The sequence below is a fragment of the Empedobacter tilapiae genome (assembly GCF_004785645.1).
GTDB lineage: Bacteria > Bacteroidota > Bacteroidia > Flavobacteriales > Weeksellaceae > Empedobacter > Empedobacter tilapiae.
Genome location: NZ_SRPE01000011.1, coordinates 77,050 through 102,616 on the forward strand (window position 1 = coordinate 77,050; position 25,567 = coordinate 102,616).

The 25,567-nt window shown below is 29.6% G+C and carries 22 protein-coding genes; 14 read left to right on the forward strand and 8 right to left on the reverse strand.

Features of this window, described 5'->3' with window-relative positions; translation table 11 throughout:
* Positions 1 to 8 precede the first annotated feature (8 nt).
* On the reverse strand, positions 9 to 200 hold the full coding sequence (locus tag E4J94_RS14660; protein WP_135836541.1) for a cold-shock protein: 192 nt from the start codon (positions 198 to 200) through the stop codon (positions 9 to 11).
* Between the two features lie 139 nt (positions 201 to 339).
* On the opposite strand from E4J94_RS14660, the gene hemW reads away from it, so the two are divergent.
* The 3 genes from hemW (at position 340) to rocD (ending at position 3,590) form a co-directional block, all read left to right on the forward strand.
* On the forward strand, positions 340 to 1,467 hold the full coding sequence (hemW, locus tag E4J94_RS14665; RefSeq protein ID WP_135836542.1) for a radical SAM family heme chaperone HemW: 1,128 nt from the start codon (positions 340 to 342) through the stop codon (positions 1,465 to 1,467).
* Between the two features lie 17 nt (positions 1,468 to 1,484).
* Positions 1,485 to 2,294 (forward strand): glutamate racemase, encoded by an 810-nt coding sequence (gene murI / locus E4J94_RS14670; protein ID WP_135836543.1) that lies wholly within the window; start codon positions 1,485 to 1,487, stop codon positions 2,292 to 2,294.
* Between the two features lie 63 nt (positions 2,295 to 2,357).
* Complete coding sequence (gene rocD / locus E4J94_RS14675) at positions 2,358 to 3,590, forward strand: ornithine--oxo-acid transaminase (RefSeq protein ID WP_135836544.1); 1,233 nt, start codon at positions 2,358 to 2,360, stop codon at positions 3,588 to 3,590.
* A 65-nt stretch (positions 3,591 to 3,655) separates the two neighbouring features.
* Here the strand turns inward: rocD and E4J94_RS14680 are convergent, their stop codons facing one another.
* From E4J94_RS14680 to porU, 4 genes are all read right to left on the reverse strand, one after another.
* Complete coding sequence (locus E4J94_RS14680) at positions 3,656 to 4,057, reverse strand: OsmC family protein (RefSeq protein WP_135836545.1); 402 nt, start codon at positions 4,055 to 4,057, stop codon at positions 3,656 to 3,658.
* 6 nt (positions 4,058 to 4,063) lie between these two features.
* Entirely contained in the window at positions 4,064 to 4,969 is a 906-nt protein-coding gene (locus E4J94_RS14685) for a pirin family protein (RefSeq protein ID WP_135836546.1), read from the reverse strand.
* A 124-nt stretch (positions 4,970 to 5,093) separates the two neighbouring features.
* On the reverse strand, positions 5,094 to 6,329 hold the full coding sequence (gene porV / locus E4J94_RS14690) for a type IX secretion system outer membrane channel protein PorV (protein ID WP_135836547.1): 1,236 nt from the start codon (positions 6,327 to 6,329) through the stop codon (positions 5,094 to 5,096).
* Between the two features lie 34 nt (positions 6,330 to 6,363).
* Positions 6,364 to 10,233 carry a type IX secretion system sortase PorU gene (gene porU / locus E4J94_RS14695; RefSeq protein WP_135836548.1) on the reverse strand — a complete coding sequence of 1,290 codons (3,870 nt, stop codon included), beginning with the start codon at positions 10,231 to 10,233 and terminating at the stop codon, positions 6,364 to 6,366.
* A 158-nt stretch (positions 10,234 to 10,391) separates the two neighbouring features.
* Between porU and gldJ the strand changes: the two genes are divergently transcribed.
* A complete protein-coding gene (gene gldJ / locus E4J94_RS14700) occupies positions 10,392 to 12,026 on the forward strand; it encodes a gliding motility lipoprotein GldJ (protein WP_449390376.1) in 1,635 nt (544 codons plus the stop codon).
* A gap of 73 nt (positions 12,027 to 12,099) precedes the next feature.
* Here the strand turns inward: gldJ and E4J94_RS14705 are convergent, their stop codons facing one another.
* The gene (locus tag E4J94_RS14705; RefSeq protein WP_135836549.1) at positions 12,100 to 12,624 is read right to left on the reverse strand and encodes a GNAT family N-acetyltransferase; all 525 of its coding nucleotides are present in this window, start codon (positions 12,622 to 12,624) and stop codon (positions 12,100 to 12,102) included.
* A gap of 224 nt (positions 12,625 to 12,848) precedes the next feature.
* Between E4J94_RS14705 and E4J94_RS14710 the strand changes: the two genes are divergently transcribed.
* The 3 genes from E4J94_RS14710 (at position 12,849) to E4J94_RS14720 (ending at position 15,859) form a co-directional block, all read left to right on the forward strand.
* On the forward strand, positions 12,849 to 14,135 hold the full coding sequence (locus E4J94_RS14710; protein WP_135836550.1) for a UDP-N-acetylmuramoyl-tripeptide--D-alanyl-D-alanine ligase: 1,287 nt from the start codon (positions 12,849 to 12,851) through the stop codon (positions 14,133 to 14,135).
* Between the two features lie 14 nt (positions 14,136 to 14,149).
* Positions 14,150 to 14,668 carry a hypothetical protein gene (locus tag E4J94_RS14715; RefSeq protein ID WP_135836551.1) on the forward strand — a complete coding sequence of 173 codons (519 nt, stop codon included), beginning with the start codon at positions 14,150 to 14,152 and terminating at the stop codon, positions 14,666 to 14,668.
* Between the two features lie 87 nt (positions 14,669 to 14,755).
* The gene (locus E4J94_RS14720; RefSeq protein WP_135836552.1) at positions 14,756 to 15,859 is read left to right on the forward strand and encodes an endonuclease; all 1,104 of its coding nucleotides are present in this window, start codon (positions 14,756 to 14,758) and stop codon (positions 15,857 to 15,859) included.
* A 383-nt stretch (positions 15,860 to 16,242) separates the two neighbouring features.
* On the opposite strand, the gene fsa is transcribed toward E4J94_RS14720, so the two are convergent.
* Together fsa and E4J94_RS14730 are read right to left on the reverse strand one after the other, a co-directional pair.
* Positions 16,243 to 16,899: a fructose-6-phosphate aldolase gene (gene fsa / locus E4J94_RS14725; protein ID WP_135836553.1), complete on the reverse strand. Its 657-nt coding sequence runs from the start codon at positions 16,897 to 16,899 to the stop codon at positions 16,243 to 16,245.
* A gap of 85 nt (positions 16,900 to 16,984) precedes the next feature.
* Positions 16,985 to 17,737, reverse strand: coding sequence for an SDR family NAD(P)-dependent oxidoreductase (locus E4J94_RS14730; protein ID WP_135836554.1), 753 nt, complete (start codon positions 17,735 to 17,737; stop codon positions 16,985 to 16,987).
* A 138-nt stretch (positions 17,738 to 17,875) separates the two neighbouring features.
* Between E4J94_RS14730 and E4J94_RS14735 the strand changes: the two genes are divergently transcribed.
* The 7 genes from E4J94_RS14735 (at position 17,876) to E4J94_RS14765 (ending at position 25,539) form a co-directional block, all read left to right on the forward strand.
* Positions 17,876 to 18,670 (forward strand): hypothetical protein, encoded by a 795-nt coding sequence (locus E4J94_RS14735; protein ID WP_135836555.1) that lies wholly within the window; start codon positions 17,876 to 17,878, stop codon positions 18,668 to 18,670.
* A gap of 36 nt (positions 18,671 to 18,706) precedes the next feature.
* Positions 18,707 to 20,749, forward strand: a complete 2,043-nt coding sequence (locus E4J94_RS14740) for a S9 family peptidase (RefSeq protein WP_135836556.1) — start codon at positions 18,707 to 18,709, stop codon at positions 20,747 to 20,749.
* Positions 20,750 to 20,809: 60 nt separating this feature from the next.
* On the forward strand, positions 20,810 to 21,811 hold the full coding sequence (locus E4J94_RS14745; protein ID WP_135836557.1) for a hypothetical protein: 1,002 nt from the start codon (positions 20,810 to 20,812) through the stop codon (positions 21,809 to 21,811).
* 71 nt (positions 21,812 to 21,882) lie between these two features.
* Positions 21,883 to 22,164, forward strand: a complete 282-nt coding sequence (locus E4J94_RS14750) for a hypothetical protein (RefSeq protein WP_135836558.1) — start codon at positions 21,883 to 21,885, stop codon at positions 22,162 to 22,164.
* 148 nt (positions 22,165 to 22,312) lie between these two features.
* Positions 22,313 to 24,175 carry a RecQ family ATP-dependent DNA helicase gene (locus E4J94_RS14755; RefSeq protein WP_135836559.1) on the forward strand — a complete coding sequence of 621 codons (1,863 nt, stop codon included), beginning with the start codon at positions 22,313 to 22,315 and terminating at the stop codon, positions 24,173 to 24,175.
* A 2-nt stretch (positions 24,176 to 24,177) separates the two neighbouring features.
* On the forward strand, positions 24,178 to 25,119 hold the full coding sequence (gene fmt, locus E4J94_RS14760) for a methionyl-tRNA formyltransferase (protein ID WP_246034349.1): 942 nt from the start codon (positions 24,178 to 24,180) through the stop codon (positions 25,117 to 25,119).
* Between the two features lie 132 nt (positions 25,120 to 25,251).
* Positions 25,252 to 25,539 carry an HU family DNA-binding protein gene (locus E4J94_RS14765; protein ID WP_019975917.1) on the forward strand — a complete coding sequence of 96 codons (288 nt, stop codon included), beginning with the start codon at positions 25,252 to 25,254 and terminating at the stop codon, positions 25,537 to 25,539.
* Positions 25,540 to 25,567 lie beyond the last annotated feature (28 nt).

Sequence of the window (25,567 nt, forward strand, 5' to 3'; positions counted from 1 at the left end):
ATATATTCTTAAATTACTTTCACATTAATGGCATTAATACCTTTTTTTCCTTGTTCAAGATCAAATGATACTTTATCATTTTGAGCTACTTTGTCTGTTAAACCAGAAACGTGTACAAAGTACTCTTTTCCTGATTCGTCATCTTTAATAAATCCGTATCCTTTTTCTTCATTAAAGAATTTTACAGTTCCTTTATTCATAGTATTTTATTTACGACGATAAAGATATAAGATTTATTTACAAAACCAATACTAATTCTTATTATTTTTTTAGATTTTTTTAATTTGTATTTTTTTAGATTATATATTCAAGCTAATTTTGCTTTAAACAGATAGAATTTTGGCAGGAATTTATATTCATATCCCCTTTTGTAAACAAAAATGTAGTTATTGTGACTTTCACTTTTCAACAAATCTTCAATCAAAATCTACTTTGATTGAAGCAATTAATAAAGAATTAGAAATACGTAAAAATGAAATCAACCAACCGCTTGAAACTATCTATTTTGGAGGTGGAACTCCTTCTATTTTAACAGAAAATGAATTAGATAGTATTTTTAATACGATTTCAAAAAATTATGTAACTTCTTCTATCAAAGAAGTTACATTAGAAGCTAATCCTGATGATTTAAATAAAGAAAAACTAAATTTCTTAAAATCAACTCCGATTAATCGTTTTTCTATTGGTGTACAATCATTTTTCGAAGAAGATTTGAGATTAATGAATCGCGCACATAATGCACTAGAAGCTGAAAGTTCGATAAAATTAGTACAAGATTTTGGTTTCGAGAATATCACAATTGATTTGATTTATGGCTCTACAACCACAACCAACGAAATGTGGAAGCAAAATTTGCAAAAAGCAATCGAACTAAATGTTCCACATATTTCTTCTTATGCATTGACAGTCGAAGAAAAAACAATTTTAGATCATCAGATCAAAAAAGGTGTCACAAAACCAGTTGATGAAGATCGTCAAAACGAACAATTTCAACTTTTAGTTGATACCTTAACTGCGAATGATTTTATTCAATATGAAATCTCCAATTTCGGAAAAGAAAATTATTTTTCTTTACACAATTCTAATTATTGGAAAGGAATTCATTATTTAGGAATTGGACCTTCTGCTCATTCTTATAATGGAAAAAAACGCGCTTGGAACATTGCAAATAATTCAAAATATATACAAGCAATTCAAGAAAATAATCTACCTCAAGAAATTGAAGTTTTAAATGAAATAGAACAATTTAATGAAATGATAATGATAGGCTTAAGAACAATTTACGGAATAGATTTAAATCGAATTAATTCTGAATTCTCTCAACCTTTAGTCGATTATTTTCATCATGAACTTAACCAATTAATTAAAGAAAATCTAGTTGCGCAACTAGAAAATAAAATCATTTTGAAACCAGAAGCAAAATTTTTTGCAGACGGAATTGCTTCAAGACTATTTTACATCGATTAATTTGTTAAATTTGCGATATGAATGATAACAGACCAATTGGTGTTTTCGACTCTGGAGTTGGCGGTTTGACGTTTGCAAAAGAAATAAAACGTCTACTACCAAACGAAAGTTTAATCTATTTTGGCGATACTCAAAATTTGCCTTATGGAGAAAAATCGAAAGAAGCGATAACACAATTTTCGGTAGACATTACTAATTTTTTAAAAAATAATGATTGTAAAGCGATTTTAGTTGCATGTAATTCTGCAACTGCCAATTCGTTGAAAGAAATTAGAGAAGCTGCAGGAAAAGACATTCCTGTTATTGATGTTATTTCTCCTGTTGCAGAAAAAGTTTCGTTCGAATTAAGAGAAAAAATTGGTGTTATTGCAACAAAAGCAACTGTAAATTCAGGCGCCTACAAAAAAGCAATTCGTCGTCGAAATAAACATATTACGGTTATTGAAATGGCTACTCCGCTCTTAGTTCCTGTTATTGAAGAAGGTTTTACAAATTCGAATATATCCAAAGCTGTTTTAGAAACGTATTTGTTAAACAAAAAATTAGAAGGAATTGATTCGATTATTTTGGGATGTACGCATTATACGCATCTAGAAAAAGAAATCAATCAAGTATTTGAAGGAAAGATTGATATCGTAAATTCACCTTTAATTGTTGTTAATCAAGTGATTTATCAATTAGCAAAAGAAGGGAAATTAGCGTCCAAAGATGCAACTGCAAACTATACTTTTTATATTTCTGATAATACAGATAATATTATAAAAGTTGCGAAAAAATTCTTTGGAAAAGATATTCAATTAATTGAGAAAAATTTAGAAATAAAATAGAACCGACCATTATTTGTCGGTTTTTTTATAAAATATTACAAATAAGCAAAAACAAATCATTACATGGGAAAATCAGCAGAATTAATTGCATTAGAAGAAAAATACGGTGCACATAACTATCATCCACTTCCAGTTGTATTAGAAAAAGGTGAAGGTATTTACGTTTGGGATATTGACGGAAAAAAATATTTCGATTTTTTATCAGCTTATTCAGCTGTTAATCAAGGCCATTGTCACCCTCGAATTATTAAAGCTTTAAAAGATCAAGCTGAAAAATTAACTTTAACTTCTCGTGCTTTTTATAATGCAGAGTTAGGAAAATACGAAAAATTTATCACAGAATTATTCGGTTTCGATAAAGTATTACCTATGAATACTGGAGCAGAAGCGGTAGAAACAGCGCTAAAAATTGCTCGCAAATGGGGTTACGAAAAGAAAGAAATTCCTGCAGGAGAAGCGATAATTGTGGTATGTAAAGACAATTTCCATGGTCGTACAACTACCATTATTTCTTTCTCAAATGATGAAGATGCACGAAAAAACTTTAATCCTTACACAAGTGGTTTCGAAGCTGTAGAATACAATGATGTTGAAGCTTTGAAACAGTTATTTGCAGACAAAGCAGACAAAATTTGTGGATTCTTGGTAGAACCAATTCAAGGGGAAGCTGGTGTTAATGTACCTTCTGAAGGATATTTAAAAGCTTGTGAAGAATTATGTAAACAACATAATGTTTTATTTATAGCTGACGAAATTCAAACAGGAATCGCTCGTACAGGAAAAATGTTGGCAATTGATCACGAAAATATTGATGCTGATGTTTTAATCTTAGGTAAAGCTGTTTCAGGTGGAGCTTATCCAGTTTCTGCGGTTTTAGCAAATGATGAAGTAATGAATGTTATAAAACCAGGTCAACATGGATCTACTTATGGAGGAAATCCATTGGCTGCAGCTGTTGCTATGGAAGCTTTGCAAGTTGTTTTGGATGAAAAGTTAGCTGATAATTCTGAAAAATTAGGTCAAATCTTTAGAGCAGAAATCACTAAAATGGCAGAAGAATTTCCATTATTCAAATCAGTTCGCGGAAAAGGTTTATTAAATGCAATTTTAATAAACGATACACCTGAATCTGAAACTGCTTGGAATTTCTGTGTTGCAATGAAAGATAACGGATTATTAGCAAAACCTACACACGGTAATATTATTCGTTTCGCTCCACCATTAGTAATGAATGAAGAGCAACTAAACGAATGTTTAGCTATCATTCGTAAAACTGCTGAAGAGTTTCAAAAATAATTTATTATATAATTATTGTTAAATAAAAAAAAACAGATTAGATGAATATCTAATCTGTTTTTTTTTTATACAAACTCTATAGTTGTTTTAACTTCATGACCTTTTTCTAGTACTTTATGTACTGGGCATGAATTTGCAACTTTTAATAATCTTGTTTGTTGTTTTTCATCAAAATTTCCTTCGATAATAACATGACGATTAAATTTTATTGATTCTGTAGTTACCACATCAAAATTAACATCTACTTCAACCTTTTTATATGGAAACTCTTTATGATTCATATACATTTGCAAAGTAATTGATGTGCAAGAGGCCAAAGAAGCTCCTAATAGTTCACTTGGTTTTGGTGCAGTATCTAAACCTCCTTTATCAATTGGTTCATCTACAATAAATTCGTGTTTACCAGCCTTTATATTTGAAATATAATTTTTATCCGTCGATGTTGACGTTACATTTACATCACTCATTATTCTTTATTTTTGGTTTCCTTTTACTTTAGAATTTATTTGTGCTTGAGGCATTGGAACATAATCATTATCTCCAGGAACTTTTGGAAAACGATGATTTACCCAATCTTCTTTTGCTTTTTCAATAGTTTCTCTTGAAGAACTTACAAAGTTCCAAAAAATAAAATGTTCTTCTGGTAACTCTTCTCCACCAAAAATATAAACTGTAGAACCAGCAGCTATTTCAAACTCACATAATTTTGCATCTTTTGCTACTAATAATTGTTTTGTTCCATAAGTTTCTTCACCATCTTTTATAGAACCTTCTAACACATATAATGCTGATTCTCCATATAAATCTTTTCCTAAAGATACTTTGAAATCATTTTTAGCTTTAATTTCAATAAAATACAATGGAGAATAAACAGGAACTCCAGAAGTGTATTCTTTAAATTTTCCAGCAATTAATCTATAATCTGCATTGCCATCAGACCAATGTGGTAATTTTTCTGCTTCTACATGTACAAAACTTGGTTCCATTTCTTCTAGCTCCTTAGGTAACGCAACCCAAATTTGAAGACCATGAAGTGTTTTATCTGTTGTTCTTAAATATTCAGGTGTTCGCTCTGAGTGTACCACGCCTTTACCTGCTGTCATCCAATTAACTGCACCAGGTTTTATTTCAAGTTCTGTTCCTAGACTATCTCTGTGCATAATTGCTCCTTCAAACAGATAAGTTAAGGTTGATAAACCAATATGGGGATGTGGGCCGACATCAAGATTTTGATAATCTTTTAGTTTTGTTGGTCCCATATGATCAATAAATACAAATGGACCAACATGTCTTTTTTGACGAAAAGGTAATAATCTACCCACTAAAAAGTTACCAATATCTGCTGCTTTTTCTTCTAAAATTAATCCAACGTTAGACATAGTTATTTGTTTTTTATTTTTGTAAAGTTAGTTTTATTCATTTTTTAAAATCTTGATTTAAGTTAATAAATAAAAAAAGGTTAACCAAAGGCTAACCTAATTTATAACTTTATATTAACGATTCTTAATAATCGTAACTATTCTGAGTTTCACCTCCAAAGTTCCATGCTATTCCAAAACGTAATGTATTTTCTAAAGCATTATTTGTATTTGACATTGGAATTAAATAAGATGCATTAAATGCAAATGCGTTATATTTAAGTCCTAAACCTAAAGTAAGATGTTGACGGTCTCCTTTCATAGGGCTTTCATGAAAATAACCTGCTCGAATAAATAAAGCATCATTATAAGAATATTCAGCACCTACTGAGTATGTTATTTCTTTTAACTCTTCTTTTCCTCCGCCTGGAGCATCACCAAAAGAACTAAACATACTTCCCATAACACCTTTATTAGGAGTTTCTCTTACAATATCATATCTTGTTTGTCCACTAGCATCAGTATATTCTTCTATTCTAACATCTGGTGTAGGAACTAATAATTTAGAAAATTCTGTTGTAATTCCAACTTTATTATAATCATCAAACTTGAAATCATATCCAACTCCTAAACGTAATGTAGTAGGCAAATAAGACGCATTATCTTCAGAATTTGAATAGTCTAGTTTTGGTCCTATATTAGAAATTTGAAAACCTCCGCGTAATTTTCCTTCAAAATGATTTGTACTCATTGTTTCTGATTGATAGTAACCTGCCAAATCTACTGCAAATGTATTTGCTGGTTGAACCGTTCCATCATTTACTCCATTAAATATATCCGAACGTATAAATCGTCCTGTTACAGCCATTGAGTAATTATCTGTTAATCTTAATCCATATGATAAATCAATAGAAAATTCGTTTGGTTTTGATGTTCCCATAGGATAGATTGTACCTCCATGATCTTCATTCAGCTCAATATCTCCCATTTTGAAATAGTAAATACTAGCCGCTAAAGTACTACGTTCTTCAGAACCTAAAAATGTGTAATAACTTGCATTTAGCAAAAACACATCGTTTGTTAAAGAACTCATATATGGAGTATATGTGAAGGCTACTCCAGAATAGTCTTGAGCAAAAGCAAATTTTGCAGCATTCCAATATTGAGAATAATTATCTGCAGAAGTTGCAACACCTTGATCTCCTAAACCTCCAGCACGAGCATCTGGAGGAATCCTTAAGAAGGGTGCTCCTGTCAAAATTGGATTAGGTTGTTTTAATTCTTGTTTTAATGCATTTTCTGCATCAGGTAAATTGTCAAATGATTGAGCAAAAGTAAATCCTGATGCTAAAATCAATAAGCTTGCAGTTATTTTTTTCATTCGTGTTATTATTGATTATATTTTTTTTTCATTGTTATTTTAATATGACAAGTTTTTCAACTGCTGTTGCTGATCCTTTACAAATCGTACCATCAACACCTTTTACATTGACCTTGTAAATATAAACACCTTTTCCTATTTTATCTCCAAAATCATCCAATCCGTCCCATTCTATTGCATATTTTCCTGTACGATAACCTTCTCGAAAAGGTTCTGCAGAAACAGTTTGACGGATTGTCTTAACTAATTTTCCTGAAATTGTAAAAATTTGTACCATTACATCTAGTTCAGAATCACAATTATGCTCAAAATGAAAATAAGTGTTTTTTGTGAATGGATTTGGCCAGTTCAACAGTTTATCGATATGCAATTGCCCAGTTCCATTTTCCATTACTACAAAGTCTAACGTTGCAGTATTCGAATTATTGTTAATATCCCAAAATTTAAGATTTACGGTATGTTGGCCAAGTTCTAAATTCTTTAGTTGATACATTACTTGTCCTTTCTGATAGTCTTCAAAATCTTTGTTAATACAAGGATTAGAATCTCCACCATCATAATAATCATTCAATACATAAGCCTCTTGAACTTTTCCATCGATTGTTGCTACGATATCATGTCCAATACTAGATCCAGTTGCATTAATTCCTGTATTATCTGTTAGACATCCTACCAAATAAGGTGAACGATCTGTAATTCCACCATTTGCAAAATGAAGATTATTCATATATAGTTTTCCTTGTGGACGTTCGTCGTCATTAAGACCTTCTTCATTTATTCCTTCTATTGCAATAGTTCTTAATGCTGAAGCATCTTTTCCATCTTTTTCATCCCAAGCATAAAACTTCATTTTACGATCTCCTAACTCATAATTAATATCTTTAGGAACATAAAATTGGATCGTAAATTCTCCATTTTCTACTTTTCCTGTTCCTTTATAAATCGTTTTATCTTCAGTTTCGAAAGTTTTTCCAGTATTACTACCTTCATTTAAAAGTGTTTTTATTTCTTTCTTCTCAAAAAGATTTACAGCTATTTTACCTGAAAAAGTATTATCTATAGATAATGACGATAATTGATTAACTTTTCCTTTAATCGTCACAAAATCTAAAGCTTGTAATTTACCTCCATTTAAAATATCTATGCCTTTTTTATTTTCAATACTTAAAATGTCAATTTCTTGCTGTGGACGATGTGCTGCTAACATTGGATCTCCTAAGATACTAACACTCTTGTTATTTTCATGAGATGGCCAATAGTTAATTTTAGCTTGATTCAAAGCTCTACCAATTGTTTGATTTTCGGGTCCTTCTTTCTTGAAAAATTCTTGAATTAAATACTGATTCATTGTATCACCATATCCAGTACCAATTGGACGATTTGTTGTAATCATTGATAAAGCCCCACCATTTGAATTTTTTAACATCATTTCTCCTGCTGAATTATATTGTGGTAAATCCCATATTGTAAAATCACACGTAACAGTAGCTACAATAGGTAAACGAGAATAAGCAGCATTAAAATTTGATAAACCTGTTAATTCTTCGGCTGTTAAAATACGTTCTTGCGCCCAACTACGAGGTCCTCCATGGCCATAATACATCAAAAAATTAGAACCTAATTCGATACTATTCAAAATTGCTTGGTTTACAGTTGGGTATCTAACACCAGCAGAGGTACTTTCTGGTTGATGAGCTCCAGAGTATATCTTATTTATTGTATAAATTTGATTTTCAGGTTTAATAAACTCATTATCAATAGAAGTGTCAAAGTTTGGTGTTTTAACATTATCATCATTATCAGTAACCGCAACAATTTTTGTTCGCCAATCACCATAAGATGTTCCTTTTCCTTGAACTTTATCGTAATATGAAATTATTTTATCAACCAAAACTTTTGCTTCAGTAGAATTAGAAGCAGGAATACGACCTACAGCAATGTCAAACCAATTTGCATTATAAGCATATCCTCCTTCTACACTATTACCTAACATTTTTACATTATTATCTAACATAGCAAAATAATCATCTGTAGCAATTGAACCATCTATATTTGCTGAAGGTTCATCGGTAAAAGTTGGAATATAACTTGTAAAATCTTTAATTCTATTCTTAGGATCATAAGTTGTTGCTCCAAACAAAACAGCATATTCCAAATTAGGACTTTGTCCATCTTTTAAGAATTTGAAGAAATCACGAATCGCAATAGGATCCTGACTCCCAGATGAAAAATCATTGTAAACCTGATTCGTTGTTACAACAGCTACATTTATTTTATCATGCTCTTTTCTGAAATTTGCCAAACGTGTAGCTTGATCTAAAAATTTTGGGTGCGTAACTACTATATAATTTATATCTATTAAACTTCGTATATCTTGGTTTATTACTCGTCCAACAAATTTTGCATCCGTAAAAACTTTATCATCTTTAAAGGCTACAAACTGATTAAGATTTGTTGTTTGAAATTTATATAAATTATTCTCAGGAATGATTGCGGAAACTCCATGAATATCTGAAATATTCCAAACTGAAACATTAGAAGAATTACTTAATGAAAAAGCATTCACACTATTATCATTAATATTCTCTAAAAACTGAAATGTAAACTGTTCATTATTATAAGTTAGACCATCTTTGAAACGCAATTGTAAATAATCCAAATATGCTAATCCAGAAGGATTTGTTCCATTTGAATTAACAGTAATATCTATATTATTTGAATTTAGCGAAATTGGTTTATCTTGAGGATTTCTATCAAAAGCCGAATTCCCAAAATTATTTGAAAAAGTTTGTCCATTTACATTAACATTATACGATATATTGTTTGCATTTTTCCCTACAATAGCATAACGTAAATAAGCCTCTCCTCCATTTACGATTGAATTAGCTTTGAATGTTTTTTTAAAACCATCTTTCAAACCAATATTTTCTCCAACCCAAATTTGTCCAAGACTATTTAAATTAATCGAATCTTTTTCGTGAAACTGTAAATTATCAAAAGTAGAAAATGTTCTAATTGGATTACCAGCAATCGATGCTTGTTCTTTTACTCGTTTTCCGTCTTCACCATTAAAACTGATAAAATAATAGGCTGCTTCATCATATAAATTATAACGTACTTTTGCATCTTGCAATGTTGTGGTATTATTTCTATACCATTGATGTGGCCCTTTTGCATAAAACAATACATAATCACCATTATCAAAATTCCCATCATCACCTCCTACAAATTTAATTGGAATTTCATTTAAAGCACCTTTTCTATCTTCTGTCAAATTTTCCATCAAACGACCTTCGCCATTTCCATAAATTTTAAGCGATTTTGGATTAAAGTTAGTTGGAATTCCATTTTTTGTAAAAAAACTTTTATCTAATTTGAAGATACCATCTTTTGAAACTTTAATCTTATACCAATCTCCCGACTTTAAGACACTTGTTGTAGAATTATCAATTAACTTTCTACTAGAACTTCGTTGATGACTTACTTGTTTTGGAACAATAGAAAATGATTCAATTCTTAGAAATTTATCATTCTGTCTAATAAAGGGTAAAACTTTGACAATTAGTTTTTGTTGTCCATTTTTATCAATAATGTTATATGAAGAAAAATTGATTCTATCCGAAATAGAAGATGTATTCAAATCAATTAATTCGTTTTGAACTTCTTTATATTGAATATTTGTTAAATCAACATCTTGACTAGATGAATTTAATTCAACAACAAATTCAGGAAGAAAGTATCCTCCAATGAAATAATTATCTTTATTTGAAAAATAAGGTACATTTACTTTATTTCCATTCGTCAAAGAAATTGTTTGATTATTCTCCCAATTTATTTTGTAATTTTGACCATATAAATGAGAGAATTGAAGCAAAGTTGCAACTAAAATAAAATATTTCTTCATCTTTGTTTAACGCTATTTTAGCAAATATATTTTCAATCGTAAAATAAAAAAATAATTCTCACGTTAGATACAAGAAATAAAGCATTTTTTCGTTGTAAGATTAATGTCAAATGCTTTTATTTGCATTAAATTTAATATTTGAAAACCAGAAATATTCTATGAAAATGAATAAAGGACGTATTTTTTCTCTTGCGCTTGCAGCCGTTACAATGAGTGTATTTATAGGCTGTGCAAGTAGCTCAGGTAAGAAAAAAGGAGGTGGAACAAAAAATTTCACAAGTCGTACAGGTTGGAAACCAAACTCTCCTAATGGTTGGTTTTTTTCAGGTAAAAAGAAAGAAAACATCAAAGCATGGCCTGGAATGGTTTTCATCGAAGGTGGATCTTTTACTATGGGAATCACTAAAGATGATGTACTTCACGATTGGAATAACTCTCCTGTTCGTATGCAGGTAAAATCTTTCTTTATTGGCGAAACTGAGGTTACAAACTACGAATACAAAGAATACTTAACTTGGTTGAAAGTTGTTTTCCCTCCAGAAGACACTCAATACAAGGATATTTATAATGGAGCTTTACCTGACGAAACTGTATTTAATAATCAATTATCAAGAGATGATTTCTCTACAGAAAATTATTTATTTTCTCCTGAGTTTAGTTATTATCCAGTTGTTGGTATTTCATGGCTACAAGCGGTTAACTATTGTGATTGGTTAACTGATCGTGCGAATGAAAAAGCCTTAATGAATAAAGGAATCTTATCAAAAGATTACTATAATAATGAGGAATATAATTACGGGAATAAAACATTTAATGCCGAACAATATAAGTTAGGTGATACAAATGTAAATGAAGCAATTGATTCAACTAAGATTATGAGAGCGAATCAAATCAAAACTCAAAATGCCCGTATTTTAAAAGCTAACCGTGCAACAGGTTCATTAGAAGTTCAACCATTCCGTCTACCAACGGAAGCTGAGTGGGAATATGCAGCTTTAGCTTTACCAGGTAATCGTGAATACAATGAATACAAAGGTAAAAATGTTGCTCAAAATAACTTAAGAACTTTAAAAGGAGCTCAAAGAGGACAATATTTAGATAATTTCAAACAAGGTCGTGGAGATTATTCTGGTATTGGAGGATTTGGTAACGATGGTTCTGCAATTACAAGTGATGTTCGTAAATATCCATCAAATGATTTTGGTCTTTATGGAATGTTAGGAAATGTTGCTGAATGGGTTTCTGATGTTTATCGTCCTATTATTGATGAAGAAGCGAATGATTTCAACTATTATCGTGGTAATATTTTAAAAACAAATATTGATAATGGTGCAGGAGGTTTTGAAAAATATGATGAAACTAATGTAGAATACGACACATTGGATAATGGTAAATTGGTTTATAGAGGTTTACCTGGTTCTTATAAAAAACAAACAGAATACGACTTAACTAATTATCGTGATGGGGATCCAAATTCTTCTTTAAACCCTAGAATTGAAGAAGGAAAATCTGCTGATCAAGCAACAGAAGATATGTACAATTCTCCTCAGCGTAAATTTAGAGTTGACGAAAAAGGACGTGTAATCTTAGAAAGAGATACAACCAAACGTACTTCTGACATATCTGATGAAACTCGTGTTGTAAAAGGTGGTTCTTGGAAGGATCCTATATATTGGATTGATGCTGGGCAAAGACGTTACCTACATCAAGCAAGCGCAACAAATTGGATTGGTTTCCGTGTAGCTCAAGAATATTCTGGTAGTTTCGAATCAAAACGTAAGCGTAGAGGATAATTAATAATATCCTTTCATAATAAAAAAACTCGGTAATAATTATTACCGAGTTTTTTTATTTTTAATATTTCTACTATTGAAGTAATGACCAATATGTAAATTCCTTATACTCAAAAACCTTTTCAAAACCTAACTTCTTCAATAAATTAACTGATTTAAAATTATCAGAATAAGATTTAGCCGTAATTTCTTTAACAATTCCTTGATCAAAAGCCCATTTTATAAGCTCTCTACAAGCTTCTTCAGCAAATCCTTTTCTTCTCTCCTCCTTAATTATTCCATAACCAATATCTACACTTTCTTCTTCGGCATTAAAACCTTTAAAACCTACATCTCCTATTATTTCTTTCGTGTCTTTTTTAATAATCATCCACGATTCAAACCCTGTAACATAATTATGAATTAATAATTTCTGAATAATTTTTGGTATTGTATCCATCATATCTTTATCTGGCCACTCCTTCCCTCTTGCAAAACCTTTTTCATCTAAAATACGATAATCGTTGTACAACATGTCTTCGCAAATATCAATTGTAAAAGGAACAAGAATCAATCGTTCAGTTTCTAATTCATTAATGGTAATTTCGTTTATTTTCATTCTTTTTTTTATAAAATCAAAGAGATAATTTCTTAATATAATAAATAAAACAGATTAACAAACTATGTAAAGATTTATCTCATAAAATATTTTGCAATAATCGTAAAATACTTCCTTTAAATCACAAAAAGGATTCAATATATTTTATATTTGTACGAAATAATAATAATCATTTCTTTATATTTTTATTTAAAGATAATTTTCATCTATTTTATTTAGATAACATGAATACATCAGAAATATTTGAGCAATTTCTAAAATCGAAAAATGTTACAACAGATACGCGTAACATTACAGAAGATTGTATCTTTTTTGCTTTAAAAGGAGCAAATTTTAACGGAAACACATTTGCACAAGAGGCTATTAATCAAGGAGCAATGCTAGCAATTGTAGATGAAAAAGAATATGAAAATACAAATCAAAACATCTTCCTTGTTAACAATACTTTAGAAACATTACAAGACTTAGCAAGAATCTATAGAAATTACCTAAAAATTCCATTTATTGGCTTAACAGGCTCTAATGGAAAAACAACTACAAAAGAATTAATCTCAGCTATTTTAAAAGAAAAATTTAAAACACATTATACTTTTGGAAACCTAAATAATCATATTGGAGTTCCTTTAACAATACTCTCAATTCCTGCTGATACAGAAATTGCAGTTATTGAAATGGGCGCTAATCATCAAAAAGAAATTGAATTATTAGCTTCTATTTCTCAACCAGATTTTGGATATATTACAAACTTTGGAAAAGCTCATTTAGAAGGCTTTGGAGGTATTGAAGGTGTTATAAAAGGAAAATCTGAATTATATGATTTTCTTCAAACAAATAATAAGACAGCTTTTGTTAATTTAAACGATTCAATTCAAGCCGAAAAGACTATTGGTATTAATCGAATTACATTTTCTGATAAAAATAATGCTGATGTTCAAATTGAATTAATTGAAAACGAAACTGAATATTTAACTGTAAAATACAACGATTTAATTATACATTCTCATCTAACAGGAAACTATAATTTTAGTAATATTTCTTGTGCTATTACAATTGGACAACATTTTGGAATTAGTGCTGAATTGATTCAACATGGAATAGAAAGTTATTTTCCTTCAAATAATCGTTCTCAAATTATAAATAAAGAGAGTTATAAAATAGTGATGGATGCTTATAATGCTAATCCTAGCAGCATGGAAGCCTCATTAAATAATTTCGTGAAATTTGAAGGTTCTAAAACAATTATAATTGGTGATATGTTTGAATTAGGCGAAGAATCTAAAACTGAACATCAACGTATTTTAAATTTGGCAGAAAGTTTAAACTTTGATCAAATTTTCATTTTAGGTCATAATTTTAATGAAGCAATTACAACCAATTCTAAAGTCCAAAAGTTTGAAGATCGCACTTCCTTTGAAGTATATTTAGAAGAAAATCCGATTAAGACTCAAAATATTTTAATAAAGGGCTCTCATGGTATGAGACTTGATTTATTAGAAAATCATTTAATATAAAATTTTAAAAATCAATGTTAAAATCAGTTTTCTTATTTTTCATTTGTTCATTCTCTTTTGCCCAATCTCAATCTATAATTCATTGGAAAAAAGATTTTAGATTGAATTACGAAAATTTCAAAAAACAACCTAACCAAACAAAAATTCCTCAAGGATTTTTAGATTCTAAATTAGGATGGCAAATTGCTGAAATAGAAGGAGAAATCCCAGAGCTTAAAGTTTTTAATAAATTTGATGAAAATAATTCTTGGATTTCAATGAAACATTCTGGAATTTTAAATGAAATGCAATTACAATTTGATTTATCTGAATTATATGCACGAAAAATAAGAAAAGATTTTGAAAATCTTAGATTACAAAAAATAGTAAATAAAGAAGCTTATCAAGCTAGATTTGCATTAGGATCAAAAAATTTTCAAAAAAAATTAAAATCAATTGCAGGAGTTTCTCTCAATCAACCTGATTTATATAAATTACTGAATAAACAAATTCAAGATTCATTAGTAATTTATCAAGCTTATATATTAAATTAATTTAACAATATATAAACTTTTATTTTTTTAATTTTGAAAACAATATAAGCTGTGATTTTTCACAGCTTTTTTAAACATATTTAGTTTATGAAAAAATTTTTATATTCTTTAAGTTTTTGTGCTTTGGGTGTTATTGCTCTAGCACAAGCTCCAAGCGGTTATTATAATACAGCTACAGGCTCTGGTTATGGATTAAAAACTGAGTTATATAACATTATTAAAGGTCACAATACAAAAAGTTACGATGCTTTAAAAAGTTTATACAGACAATCAGATGCGGATAATGGTTTTCAAGATAAATATTATGAGAAAGATAATACAATCTTAGATATATATTCTGAAATTGCTGCAGCAAAAGATCCATATAATTTTACGCCTGGTCAGAAAGAGTGCGGTAGTTACAAAAATGAAGGAGATTGCTATAATAGAGAACACTTAATTCCTCAAAGTGTTTTTAATAAAAACTCTCCTATGGTTTCAGATCCATTCCATATTTGGCCTACAGATGGTAAAGTAAATGGAATGAGAAGTAACAATCCTCATGGAGTTGTTGGAAGTGCATCTTATACTTCAAAAAATGGTTCTAAATTAGGAAGTAATAAAAACTCTGGATATTCTTCTGGATATTCTGGAACTGTTTTCGAACCTATTGATGAATTTAAAGGAGATGTTGCACGTGCTTATTTTTATTTTGCAACACGTTATCAAGAAAACGGTATCCAAGGTTGGTCTTATGCAATGTTTAATAAGACAAAAGATAAAGTTTTCACTGATACTTTTTTGAAAATATTAATGACTTGGCATTTAAATGATCCTGTTTCTGATCGAGAAAAAGACATTAATGATTTAGTTTATAGATATCAAGGAAATAGAAACCCATTTATAGATCATCCTGAATATGCAGAAAAAATTTGGGGTTCTAATTTAGGAACTGGAGATTTCGAATATCAAAAACGTGATGATATTTCAGTTTATAATAAGACTGCTAAATCTGTTATTGTAAGATTAGAAAATAAATCAAAGTCAGTTCAAAAAATTTCGGTATTCAATTTTAATGGACAATTAATTAATGAAGTTTCTAATTCATTAAACCAAAAAGAAATTGAAATTACTTTTAAAAATCCTGGAGTTTATATTTTGAAAGTTGTTGGACCAGAAATGGAAATCAATAAACGAGTAGTTATTAAATAGTAGTAAAAACTATAATACATAAAAAAATCCTTCGCAAATAAGTGAAGGATTTTTCATTTTAGTAAATGGGTAAGATTATTAGTCATTATTGATATTTTTCTTAAAAAAAGTGCTTCCATAAAGAAACATGATTAATAAAAAAGGAATGCCGAGTATAACTAATAATAAAAGAAATAGTTTTAACATATTGATAAAAGAAATTTAATTTTTAATATATTTATCAATATACAAATTATAAAATTATATTATCTTTAATAAAAAAGCTTTTTTTATGAAATAAGCTCATTTTTACCAACTTGATAATTTTCAGCTTATCAAAACTAAAATTTCACAAAAAAAACCACTTAAAATTAAGTGGTTCTTTATATAGTTTTTATTCACATTTATCCGTTACCTTTTGCGTAATCAGCTAAGAATTGTGCTAAACCTGAATCTGTCAAAGGATGTTTTAATAATCCTAAGATTGAAGATAAAGGTCCTGTCATAACATCTGCACCAATTTTAGCACAATTTACAATATGCATTGTATTACGAACTGAAGCTGCTAAAATTTGGGTTTCATACAAATAGTTATCATAAACTAAACGAATTTCTTCGATTAAGTTTAAACCATCTGTAGAAATGTCGTCTAAACGTCCTATAAATGGAGAAACATAAGTTGCACCTGCTTTTGCAGCTAATAATGCTTGTCCTACAGAAAATACTAATGTTACATTAGTTCTTATTCCTTTTGTAGAAAAATATTTACAAGCTTTTACTCCTTCTTTTGTCATTGGAATTTTAACTACAATTTGAGGATTTAAAGCAGCCAAAGCTTCACCTTCTTTTACCATTCCTTCAAAATCAGTAGAAATTACTTCTGCAGAAACATCTCCATCAACTAATTCGCAAATAGCTTTGTAATGATTAAGAATATTCTCTTCTCCTGTAATTCCTTCTTTTGCCATTAAAGACGGATTAGTTGTTACACCATCTAAAACACCTAAATCTTGCGCTTCTTTAATATCAGCCAAATTAGCTGTATCTATAAAAAATTTCATTGTTCGTTTGTATTTCGTTTGAGCAAAATTAAGCATTAAATGCTAAAAATCCATTTAATACTTAGAGATAACATTAAAAAATATTTTAAATAGCTGTGTATCCTCCATCTACAAGATAATAACCTCCTGTCATAAAAGAAGCTTTATCAGAACTTAAGAATAAAACTAACTCAGCTACTTCTTCTGGTTGCCCCAAACGACCAATTGGATGTTTTGTTACAAGTAATTCTAAATAATCTGCACTCAAATTATTCGATAATAACGGCGTCATTATATAACCTGGACCAACAGCATTACATCTAATATTTTTCGGTCCATATTCTGCTCCAATGTTCTTCGTCAAACCTACTACTCCGTGTTTTGCAGAAGTATAAGCAGAGCTCATAGGCGCAGCGACTGTTCCATGAATAGAAGCCATATTAACAATAGAACCTCCTCCATTTTTTTCCATTGCTTGTAGCTGATATTTACATCCATAAAAAACACCATTAAAATTAATATCAATTACTTTCTTCCAACCATCTAAAGGATAATCTTCAGTCAACTCTGCGGGACCTCCTATTCCAGCATTATTGCATGCTATATCAAGCTTTCCGTAAACTTCAAGCGTTTTATTTACTAACGCTTCATTGTCTTCTGGCAACGATGTATCTGCCTTAAAAAATGTTGCTTCTCCTCCATTCTTTTTAATAATTTCTACAACTTCATACCCTCCTTTTTCATCAATATCAGAAACTACAACTTTTGCTCCTTCTTTAGCATACAATTCAGCAACAGCTTTTCCTATTCCAGAACTTGCACCTGTAACTATTGCTACTTTATTATCTAAAACTCCCATAATTTATTTTTTATATTCTTCTATAAATTTACCAATTAATCCTAATAATTACTATGTATGAGAGAATTAATATAATTAATGATGCTTATTTAAAATAACAATATATTTTTTATCTTTATCAAAACACACAATATAGATATGAAAAATATTATAACAGCATTCTTTGTACTCACTTTATCTTCATTACAAGCACAAAATGTTAGCGATTTTAAATATGTAATTGTTCCACAAAAATTTACTGATTTTGAAAAAAATGATTTCAAGTTAAATGTAAGATTAAGAACATATTTGAAAAGAAAAAATTATGAGGTAATAAACGAAGGTTCTACAGAAAAACCTATTGAATTACAAAACAACTCTTGCTTAGCTACAAAAGCTGATATCCAAAAAATAAAAAGTACCTTCAAAAATAAACTCAAAGTTGTCTTTACTGATTGTAATAATAAAACGATTACAGAATATGAAGGAATTTCACAAATAAAAGATTTCGAAAAAGGTTATCAAGAAGCTTTAGAATTTGCTATGAATCAAGTTCATGCACAAAATGCTTCAAATCAACTCTCTATTCAAAAAAAAGAAAGTATGATATTAGATTCTGATAAAAAGAAAAATATTGATTTTAAAGAAATTAAAAAGTTTGAAGAGCCAAGTATTAATCCTCCTCAACCTACAACAGAAAAATTAGTTTACCAATCTAATGGTAATGATTTTTACCAAATTTTTACAAAAGATAATCAATTCTTACTTGTTGATTCAAAAAGTAACAAAATTATTGCCACTTTCTTCCCTTCATCAATTAATCAAATTTATCATGTAGAAGTTCATGCAGAACCAGCAAACTACCAAACAATTGGATATTTAAATGGAAATAATATTATTATCGAATACAAGACAAGTGACAAATCTTGGTCACCTACAACTTACTCAAAGTAAGATTTTATAGTAAATTTGTACATTAAATATTAGAAAATGCAAGCACCTATTGCGAAAAAAATTGAACAAAAATTAGAAAAACATGGAGATATCCGAATTGATAATTATTATTGGTTAAATGATCGAGAAAATCAAGAAGTTATTGATTATTTGACTCAAGAAAATGAATATACAAAAACTGTTTTACAAACAACTGAAGAGTTACAAACCAAGCTTTTTGAAGAAATGAAAGCACGAATCAAAGAAGATGATTCGTCTGTTCCATACAAAATGAACGGTTATTGGTATTTGACAGAATTTCAAAAAGGCAAGGAATATCCAATTCACAAACGTAGAAAAGATAGTTTAGAGAATCCTGATGAAATTCTTTTCGATGTAAATACAATGGCAGAAGGTCATACGTATTACAAATTGGGTGGACTTTCTATTTCTCCAAATAACGAAATGTGTACGTTTGGAGTAGACGATGTTTCACGTCGAATTTATACAATTCAAGTGAAAGATTTAAGAACAGGTGAAATTTTATCAGATAAAATTGAGAATACAACTGGAGGTTCTGTTTGGGCTGCAGATAATCAAACGTTGTTTTATACAAGAAAAGATGAAGCTTTACGAGCTTACCAAATATGGAAACATAAATTAGGCACAAAACAAGAAGATGATGTTTTAGTTTTTGAAGAAACAGATGACACATTTTCTGTATACGTTTATAAGTCTAAATCAAGAGATTATATCATAATCGGAACTTCAAGTACAGTTTCAGATGAATATAGATATATTAATGCTAATCAACCTAATGCTAATTTCAAAATCTTTCAAGAAAGAGAACGTGATTTAGAATATTCAATCGAACATTTTGGAAATGAATTTTATATTCAAACCAATAAAGATGATGCATTTAACTTCAAATTAATGAAAACTCCGATCGATAAAACGGAGCAAGAAAACTGGATTGAAGTAATTCCACATCGTGAAGAAACCTTCATTGAAGGTTTCGAAATCTTCAAAAACTATTTAGTCATTGAAGAACGTACAAATGGTTTAATCCAAATGAATATCAAGGCTTGGGATAAATCTGAAGATTATTATTTACCATTTAATGAAGAAACTTATACAGCTGGATCTGGTACAAATCCTGATTTTGATACAGATACTTTACGTTATGGTTATACATCATTAACTACTCCTACGTCTGTCATCGATTTTAATATGAAAGACAAAACTTCGGAAGTAAAAAAAGAACAAGAAGTTTTGGGTAGTTTTGATAAAGATAATTATGTATCTGAACGTATTTGGGCTGAAGCAAGAGATGGTGAGAAAATAGCTATTTCATTAGTTCGTCACAAAGACACGAAGCTATCTGTTGAAACGCCATTGTTATTATATGCTTACGGCTCTTATGGTTATACAATCGAACCTAACTTTAGTTCAGTTCGATTAAGTTTATTAGATCGTGGTTTTATCTATGCAATTGCGCATATTCGTGGAGGTCAATATCTAGGTCGCGAATGGTATGAAGACGGAAAAATGTTAGAAAAGAAAAATACATTCTTTGATTACATTGATTGTGCAAAATATTTAATCCAAAAAGGTTACACTTCTACTCCACACTTATACGGGATGGGAGGTTCTGCTGGTGGATTATTGATGGGAGCAGTTATCAACTACGAGCCAACTTTATTCAACGGAATCGTAGCCCAAGTTCCTTTTGTAGATGTTGTAACAACAATGTTAGATGATACAATTCCTTTAACAACAGGAGAATACGACGAGTGGGGGAATCCTAACAAAGAAGAATATTATTTTTATATGAAAGAATATTCGCCTTATGATAATGTCGAAGCTAAAAATTATCCAAACCTTTATGTTTCTACAGGTTTACACGATTCTCAAGTACAATATTGGGAACCTGCAAAATGGGTCGCGAAATTAAGAGATTTAAAAACAGATAATAATATTCTACTTCTAGACACAAATATGGATACAGGACACGGTGGTGCTTCTGGTCGATTTGAGTCGTTAAAAGAAGATGCTAAAGAAAATGCTTTCTTATTTATGTTAGAAGGGATAACAGAATAAACCAAATACTAAAAGTCAACAAATTTGTTGACTTTTAGTATTTTTAACCAAATCTACTCTATGACTTTTATTTTCTTGATGTTTGGATTAGCAATTGCAGGATTTCAAACACTCGTTCTCAAAGAAATTTGGCAAATAAATCTTCGTCCAAAATGGATTTTATTTCTTATAACTCCTCTATTAATAACTATTACAGATTATTTTTACGATGATCAAATCACAGCTTTTGTATTTTTTGGAACAATAGCATCTATATTTTTTATTGCAGTTTCTGGTATAATTTTTCATAATTCCACAAATTTTTATGAAGAATCGCGCAGTTTCAGACATCAAAAAAATTATAATGAAGTTTTACAAGATTATAATCAACCTTTTTACCTGAATCCTGTTTTGGGAATTGTATATCAGCTCTATGTCGTTGCTATGATTGGAATTTATATTTTTGTACCAAATGAAGTTTATAAATCTGATTTAAATTATAAATTGATTGAACAAGATTTAGTTTTACAACTATTATCACTTTTTATATTTACTGGATTTTCCATTATTATTTTGTTGTACAATTATTTAGACGGAAACAAAAATTATATTCCTTCCATTTTCACCGGAAAAAGATTAGTTGCAACACCAAAAGAAAGCAGAATTAATAAGGCAATTACGATAAGTATTACGCTAATTTCATTCATAATTTTCTCTAAATTTTGTTACGATAAAGGAATTTATTCCAACTTAAAATCAATCTTTCAATCATTTGATTCATCATCATTTCTATCGATAAACACAGGAATTATTGCATTTATCATTTTCAATTCTATTATTTTGATAATTAATCCATCACAAGTTGCAAAACGAAATATGATTCGCATTACAACGCTTATTCAATCTGCTTTTTTCAGTATTTTTTTATCAGCCGCAATTGCAATTCCTTTTATGATTTTGCAAGATAGATTGGCTTACTTCAATATGAGTTCGGAAATTCTTTTATTTTTAGGATTTAATATTGTTTTATTAGTGAACGAAATTTCACTTTTTGTAAAATACAGAAAAGGTATAATCGATTAATTCTTCTAATAAATCGCTGATTTTACCTAAATTTACAACAAAGCTTTGTAATTTCTAGAAACTGTTTTAAAATGAAATTTAAACTTACACCGATTTTAATTGTATTGAGTATTTTAGAACTCTTCCTTTTATTTATGTCTATAAACTATCTTTTTATTGATAATAATGGTGGAAATGCCTTGGGTGGAACAATCGCTTTTTTTGGATTAATTATTTTCTTTTTTATTTTATTAATTGAACAACTTATTATAATAAGTATAAAAATTCCGATAAAATTTATTTGGATCATTGAATCTATAGTCTTATTGATTTCAATTATTTATGTTTATTATAATGGGATATCTATCGGATAATATAAAAAATGATAAATTCATTGATTAAGTAATTAAACTAAAATCACCCCATTATTTTTCCTATAAAAGCATAAAATTAACTAATGAAGTTTTAAGTTTAAACATAAAATCACAGATTTTACTTAAATTTACAACAAAGCTTTGTAATTTGACACCAAAAGAAATTCTTTTTAAGTATTGGAATTATTCTTCTTTCAAAACGCCGCAAGAGGAAATCATCTCAAGTGTTTTGGAAGGGAAAGATACGTTGGCAATTTTGCCGACTGGTGGCGGAAAATCTATCTGTTATCAAGTTCCAGCAATTATTTTTGATGGATTAACATTGGTCATTTCACCGCTTATTGCGTTAATGAAAGATCAAGTTCAGAATCTAAAATCTAAAGGAATTTCTACGGCATATATCACCAATGAAATTGATCAAAATACAATTGGGAAAATTTTGGACGATTGTCAAAACAACAAAATCAAATTATTATATGTTTCGCCAGAGCGTTTGCAAAATAGAACTTTTGTCGATCGATTAAAACAAATCAATATTAGTTTGCTTGCTGTTGACGAAGCACATTGTGTTTCTGAATGGGGACACGATTTTCGACCTGCATATCATCGAATTTCAAGATTAAAAACTATTCTTCCTAAAGTTCCAATCCTAGCTTTGACAGCAACGGCAACAGAAAAAATTCAGCAAGAAATTGTAGAAAAACTTGAATTAAATCAACCCGATGTTTTTAAATCTTCTTTAAAAAGAGAAAATCTTTCATACAATGTTTTTCTTTCTGCTGATAAGAAAAATGATTTGATTTATTATTTAAAAAAATATCCTGGTTCGAGTATTATTTTTGTTCGAAATCGAAAATTAACCTACGAAATTGCAATTTTTTTAAGTCAAAATGGATTTGATGCCGATTTTTTTCATGCAAAATTAACGAAAGACGAAAAAGAACAAAAGCAACAAGATTGGATGTTGAGTAATTCGCGAATTATGGTTTCGACAAATGCGTTTGGAATGGGAATCGACAAACCAAATGTTCGTACCGTTTTTCATATCGATTTGCCACAAGGAATAGAAGCGTATTATCAAGAAGTTGGGCGCGCTGGGCGTGATGAACAGGAATCCTATGGAATTTATTTGTACAATCCTGATGATCGAATTCAAGCAGAAAATATTTTCAAAGCAAATTTACCTTCGCAACAAGATTTTATCAAAATTGGAAATTGTTTATTTAGTCAATTGCAATTGGCGGAAGGCGAATTAACGGAAATGAATTATCAGTTGGATATTCCAAAATTTACAGAAAAATTTGGTTTAAATCTTAAAATGGTTCTTCAATTTTTAGAATTTCTCAATACGAAAGAAGTCATTCAGCAAAAAAATTATTCACAAAATAGTAGTATTCAAATTTTGGCGTCACCACATTCGATTAATTTGAATGAAAACCGAATTTTTGATTATTTACAACGTCATTATCCTGGAATTTATACTTATAATAGAGAAATTTCGGAAAGTAAAATGGCGTTTGAGTTGCACATGAGTATTGGCGACATTAGAAATAGCTTACACGAATATGCAAAAAATGGTTCTATTGATTATTCGGATCGATTTTTAGCGCGATTTAGATTTCTTGTTCCGCGCGATTCGAATGCGTTTAAAAATAAATTGTGGAAAGATTTCGAATCAATTCAAGTAAATAACTGGAAACGTTTGCAAGCAATGGCTTATTATGCCGAACAAAATACAATTTGTCGAGAACGTTTGTTATTTGGATATTTTAATCAAAAATCTGATCAAAATTGTGGTAAATGTGATGTTTGTCAATCCAAAAAACAAAATGAAAACTTTAATTCATCTGATTTAATTGAATATTTGAAAGAAGGTACAAAAACGCAAGCCGAAATCCTTTCAAAATTCATAAATTCGCCAAAAGATAAAATCGTCGAAGAATTGCAATATTTGATAGACGAAATGCGAGTTCAACCAATTGGATTCGATTCTTATAAACTAATAGAATAAAAATGCGAGTAGTCTTTATGGGTACGCCCGAATTTGCGGCGACATCTTTGAATGAAATCAATACAAATAGTCATCACGAAATAGTTGGAGTTGTTACTGTTCCAGATAAACCGTCTGGTAGAGGGCAAAAAATGAATATTTCTGATGTCAAAAAATATGCAGTTGAACATAATTTGCCTTTAGCACAACCAGAAAAATTACGCGACGAAGCTTTTATCGAAACATTAAAAAGCTGGAATGCGGATGTTTTTGTTGTAGTGGCTTTTCGTATGTTGCCGCAAGTTGTTTGGTCAATTCCGTCGAAAGGAACTTTTAATTTACATGGTTCACTTCTTCCACAATATCGTGGTGCAGCTCCTATCAATTGGGCTGTGATGAATGGTGATCAGGAAACTGGAGTAACGACCTTCTTAATTGATGAAAAAATTGATACTGGAAATATCTTAATTTCTGATAAAGTAGAAATTGGAGAAAATGATAATGTAGGAAAAATTCATGACGAATTAATGCATATCGGTGCAAAATTAGTTGTGAAAACTTTGGATGGTTTAGAAAATGATTCATTAAAACCGCATCCACAAGACGAAACAACAGAATTGAAACATGCTCCAAAAATCTTTAAAGAAGATTGTAAAATAGATTGGAACGATTCAATCAATGCTATTCACAACAAAATTAGAGGACTTTCTCCTTATCCTTGTGCGTGGACAACTTTTGGAAATGGCGAAAATTACAAATCGTTAAAAATATATGCTGGTCTAAAAACGGATATTGTTATTGATGGAAAAGATTATCAATTGATTTTACAAAAAAATAACCTTTATATCAATCTACCTCAAGGAGTTTATGAAATTTTAGAACTTCAACCGGAAGGAAAGCGTCGTATGACAGCCAAAGATTTCATCAACGGACATCAAAACGAGGATACCTTATTCGTAAAATAAGTACTTATTTACTGATTTTTGACACAAATTTCATAAAATTTTGCATTTTTATTGAAATTTTTTGCGTTGAAACTTGCACAAATAAAGGGAAAGAGTATATTTGTGTATAAATTAATTTAAAAAGTTACAACTATGAACAAATCAGAACTTATCGATGCGATTGCAGCTGACGCTGGAATTTCTAAAGAAGCTGCTAAAAAAGCCTTAAACTCATTTACAGAAAATGTAACTAAAGCTTTAGCAAAAGGAGACAAAGTTGCTTTAGTAGGATTCGGTACTTTCTCAACTTCTGAGAGAGCTGCAAGAACAGGTATCAACCCACAAACTAAAAAAGAAATCAAAATTGCTGCTAAAACAGTAGCTAAATTTAAAGCTGGATCTGAATTATCAGGAGCAGTTGATACAAAAAAGAAAAAATAATATTTCTGATAAAATAAAAAAATCCACT